Origin of the sequence: Metabacillus niabensis (assembly GCF_902829255.1) — a bacterium.
Taxonomy (GTDB): domain Bacteria; phylum Bacillota; class Bacilli; order Bacillales; family Bacillaceae; genus Metabacillus; species Metabacillus niabensis.
In genome coordinates this window covers 1-4,832 of record NZ_CADEPK010000268.1, presented here as the reverse complement: position 1 = coordinate 4,832, position 4,832 = coordinate 1, and the positions used below count along the sequence as shown (strand labels likewise).

Below are 4,832 nucleotides of genomic sequence, written 5' to 3'. Positions count from 1 at the left end.
CATATAATAAGTAGTACTAGTTCGAATCATTTTCAAATGGGAGAGAAATTTTTATCTTTGTACCTTCATCAAGCTCACTTTCAATTGACACACCATATTCTTCACCATATATTAGTTGGATCCGCTCATGAACATTACGGATACCGATACCTGTAAAGCGTTCTTGCCTTCGATTTGTATTCGGTAAATCACTCTCTCCCTTACTCAAGCTCATCCCATCTCCGTTATCAACAACCTCACAAATCAATGTTGCATGGTCCCTCCAAATGAGAACATGAATATAACCATTTTGCTTCCGATTAAATCCATGAAAAAAAGCATTTTCAATATATGGCTGTAAAATTAACTTTGGAATCAGGCAGTCTTGACAATCTGACGCAATAAAATAATTAACATGAATTCGTGTTCCATAACGTTTTTGATTAATAAAGACATAATTTTTTAAGTTTTCCACTTCCTGCTTAACAGTTATTGTTTCATTTACTTGACCAACGGTATTTTGCAGCAACGAAATTAATGCCGTTGTCGTTTCCTCTGCTTCCTCCTTGCTTCCCTGCTGTACCATAAACTTAATCGATGTTAATGTGTTATATAAGAAATGTGGATTAATCTGCTGCTGGAGTGCAGCTAGCTCAGCATTTCGTTTTTGCTTTTGAATAGAAATGAGCTTTTCAACATAATCCTGCAGCTCCTCAAGCATCGAATTAAATGCAATGCTGATTTTCCTTGTTTCATAGGTGCCTTGCACGGAAATAGATTGATGAAAATTTGTTTTCGACACATTAGCAATTTCCTTCACTAACCTTGAAAGACTATTCGTTAATTTTTTAGACCCGAAAAAAACTACGATTAATACGACAAAAAATATAATAAGCAATGTTTGAGCAAGCTCACGTTTATCTACAAGTCCTTGAATTGCAGTATGCTTATCAATCATGTTTAAGATGTACATATCATACGATGGCAATATTCAGAAAAGAAGATGTGCTCTTTCCCTAGAAAATCTTCTGTTACATAATGATTCGTATTATTTTTTAACGTTTCTGCATGCGACAATAATTCCTTATCCTTCTTACCAATAAGCTCCTTTCGATTGCTTGATACAATAAAACCGTTTCCATCTATTAAAACGATGTCATTTCCCTTACTTGTAAAATTTGAATAAAACTTAGCAAATTCATTTTCTTGAATTGCAATATACATCGTGCCATATATTTTTCCTGATAATCTCTCCATAAATGCCTTCGAGGCAACGATATAAGCACCTCCGATTCGATTCGTATTTAAACGAGTACGTTTATCATATTGATACATAAGCTTTTTAGGTTCATCTAATGTGTTACTAGAAATCCTACTATTCTTTAATTCAGCATCTGAAATTGGCCAATATGTTCGATCAGTCGAATAACTAATTCCATTTTTCCCTATTACATTAATACTGACATCATATCCATCAACCGTGGATTTAACTCGCTCCATTAATAGATTTAAATTATAATAGGCAGTCATTCGTTCTTTATTTGTTTGCTCTGACGTAAGGATCGTTTTTAAATTACCACTTTTAAGTAGTTCATTTGTAGCAGTTACAATTGAAGAATGAAACGATTCAAAATCTCCCTTTACTCGATTAATAACTTTTGTATTTGTAATACTGAATTTATCAATAAAGAAATCCTCTGACATTCGTATCGTTGTCCAAATAATGATAAAGGATACGAAAAAAATACTAATAATTGTAAAGTTAAACATTATGACAAACAAACTATTATGCTTTAAGAGATCTCGTATTTTCATAATCAACCCAACTTCTATTTCATTTTTCGTCGATATCCACTTGGGGAAATCCCCTTTTGTTTCTTAAAAACTTTACAAAAATAACTGTGGTCTGAATAACCAACGCTTGTACTTATTTCAGAGATAGGTAAATTTGTCGTAAGAAGCTTCTTTGATGCCTGTTCAATCCGTATTTTATTGACATATTCAATAAAGCCTTCTTTGTTATGAGTCGAAAAATAATTTGATAAGTAGGAGGGATTAAAATGAAAATGTTTCGCCACCCCCGTTAATGTCAGAGGCTCCATATAATGTCTATCAATATATTCTAGTAAAATTTTTATATTTGAAGGGCCTGCCTCCAAATGATGTTGTAAGCATTCATTAACCTTTGTAATGAACTCAAATAAGACGCTGATTACATCTTTAGCACTGTAAGCATCTTCAATTTTTCTAAAATAGGAGTATTTCTCTTTTTCGACTTCCTTTATTTCACATTTCATATTTCCTAAGAGAATAATAATATTAAAAATGATGTTACTAAAAAAAGCTTTATATTCGGAAATGTCCACCATATACTGACTTGATAGATACTCAGAGTATTGCTTTAAATAAGTAAATGCAGAGTCAAATCTTTCATGTGTTAATTCTTCTGTAAACCATTCTAAGTTAAAGGACTGACAAGCTTGGTTAGTTGCGGGTAAATCTTGTTGAACAAGTAACTTATGATCCGGAAAATAAAACCGATATTGTATTAAGCTTAACAGGCTATCGAAAAATGATCTCATTTCGTTTATTTGTTCAAATGGATCACTTTTGACAATTCCGATTTTTTCCTGCCATTCAGTTAGTTCAAAAATTATCGGTTGAATCGATAAATCATTACTTGAATGAATCAAAAAGATTATGACTTTTTGGACTTCCGTTTTAATTGGATAAAAAGCTATCTCATGCGCTTGTAATAATGAGCTTACTTTTTCGTTTACAGTTGAAATAGAAGAGGATTCAATTTGCTTCATGTCGATTCCTAGCAAAAAGAAGGTTTGATACGGAAAATATTCTGTAGCTATTAGTTCATTCCTCACCTCATGACCAGCGAGTATTTTTTCGAGAAAATGTTCAATTGAACTGCCTATAATGTTGTTAGGTGCATTCAGATATAATTCTGGAATTCGTTTTGCCGCCTTTTTTAAAACAGAAAGCAGCTCTTCAGAATTCAAATTCGGCTTTAAAATATAATCGACAACACCACATTGAAAAGCTGAACGAACATAATGAAATTCTCCGAAACTACTAAGAATAATGACTTCAATATGAGGATATTTCTCCTTTATTACTCTTGTTAATTCCTCTCCATCCATAATCGGCATTACAATATCTGTAAGAACAATATGTGGCTTCAATGACTCTATCAATTCAAGCGCTTCTCTCCCATTTGCAGCCTCACCAACAATCTGAAATTCATCCCATTTCACATAATGTTTGATCCCTTGTCTGATTAATAATTCATCATCAACAATTAGTGTTCTGTATTTGGCTTTCGTCTTTTCCAACTGTATCCCCCCCAATTGGTAGCGCTCTCTTTTTATTGATAATTCATTATATTACATTTTCCGTCGATATATCTCAATGTTCTTGTATGACATATATTTTCTCGATGATAAATATGTTTGTCATGTAATTGCCAAATCTATTATGACGAATTGGTGCGAAAAAAAAGAGAAGTGCATGTTAAAATGTTGATTATTCGATAGTAATTGGCTACTACCATATTAACCGAATAATTAATTCACTTAAATTTCCCCATCAAAAAACCCCAACCCATTTAGAGTTGAGGCATTTTTCAAAAGGAATGTTCATTGCTTAAATAATACGAGTTGTAACAATTCCTTCGATTTGGTTAATTTTTTCTGCTAAGCCAGGAATAACATCACCATTAATTTTATTATCAATATCAATCATAGTATACGCATATTCACCACGGCTTCGGTTTACCATGTCAGCAATGTTCAAATTGAAGCTTGAAATTGCCTGAGTTAATTGGCCAACCATATTTGGTACGTTTTTATGGAATGCAGCAACACGGCACTTCCCTGTATATGGTAAAGATGCATTTGGGAAGTTCACTGAGTTTTTAATGTTTCCTGTTTCTAAATATTCTTTAACTTGGCGAGCAGCCATAACCGCACAGTTTTCCTCAGATTCTTGAGTTGACGCTCCAAGATGTGGAATTGGAACAGCATTTTTCATCTTTAAAACATTTTCATTTGGGAAGTCTGTAATATATTTGCCTACTTTTCCGCTTTCTAATGCTGCCTTCATATCCTCTTCGTTAACAAGCTCTCCGCGAGAGAAGTTGAAAATATGAACATCATCTTTCATAATGCTGAACGTTTCTTTATTAAACATTCCTCTAGTATCATCTGTAAGTGGAACATGTACAGTAATATAATCAGAGTTTGCAAACAATTGTTCAAGTGACATTGCTCGTTGTACTTTGCGAGATAAGTTCCATGCAGTATCAACAGAAATAAATGGATCGAATCCGATAACATCCATATCTAATCCAAGAGCATCATTTGCTACTAAAGCACCAATTGCACCTAAACCGATTACCCCTAATGTTTTTCCTTTAATTTCTTTACCAACAAATTGTTTTTTACCTGCTTCAACTAATTTAGGAATTTGCTCTCCTTCATTTTCAAGCGTTTTAGTCCAAGCAACACCAGCAAAAAGGTTACGAGAAGAAGCCATTAATGTAGTAAGAACCATTTCTTTTACAGCATTTGCGTTAGCTCCAGGTGTATTAAAAACAACAATTCCTTGTTCTGTACATTTGTCGACAGGGATATTATTTACACCAGCTCCTGCACGAGCAATTGCTTTTAAGTTTTCACCGAATTCCATATTGTGCATGTTAAAACTACGAAGAACGATTGCGTCAGGATTTTCACTTTCATTATCGATTGTGTATGCTTCTTTATTGAAAACATTAAGTCCTACTTGGGCAATATTGTTTAAGGTTTTAATTGTTTTTACTGTTTCTAACGTTGTAGTAC

General features: G+C 33.3%; 4 protein-coding genes. All 4 read right to left on the bottom strand.

What is annotated here, in order from left to right; genetic code table 11:
• Positions 1 to 16: 16 nt before the first annotated feature.
• Positions 17 to 937, bottom strand: coding sequence for a sensor histidine kinase (locus HU235_RS25105; RefSeq protein WP_233452247.1), 921 nt, complete (start codon positions 935 to 937; stop codon positions 17 to 19).
• A 2-nt stretch (positions 938 to 939) separates the two neighbouring features.
• On the bottom strand, positions 940 to 1,794 hold the full coding sequence (locus HU235_RS25100) for a cache domain-containing protein (protein ID WP_233452246.1): 855 nt from the start codon (positions 1,792 to 1,794) through the stop codon (positions 940 to 942).
• 14 nt (positions 1,795 to 1,808) lie between these two features.
• Complete coding sequence (locus tag HU235_RS16045) at positions 1,809 to 3,326, bottom strand: response regulator transcription factor (RefSeq protein ID WP_174880854.1); 1,518 nt, start codon at positions 3,324 to 3,326, stop codon at positions 1,809 to 1,811.
• Positions 3,327 to 3,636: 310 nt separating this feature from the next.
• The coding region (locus HU235_RS16040) for a phosphoglycerate dehydrogenase (RefSeq protein WP_233452245.1) at positions 3,637 to 4,832 on the bottom strand (1,196 nt) is incomplete at its 5' end.

Bases quoted from the DNA above. Each gene is read 5' to 3' on its own strand.
- HU235_RS25105 (WP_233452247.1), bottom strand. From the start codon at position 937: ATGATTGATAAGCATACTGCAATTCAAGGACTTGTAGATAAACGTGAG.
- HU235_RS25100 (WP_233452246.1), bottom strand. From the start codon at position 1,794: ATGAAAATACGAGATCTCTTAAAGCATAATAGTTTGTTTGTCATAATG.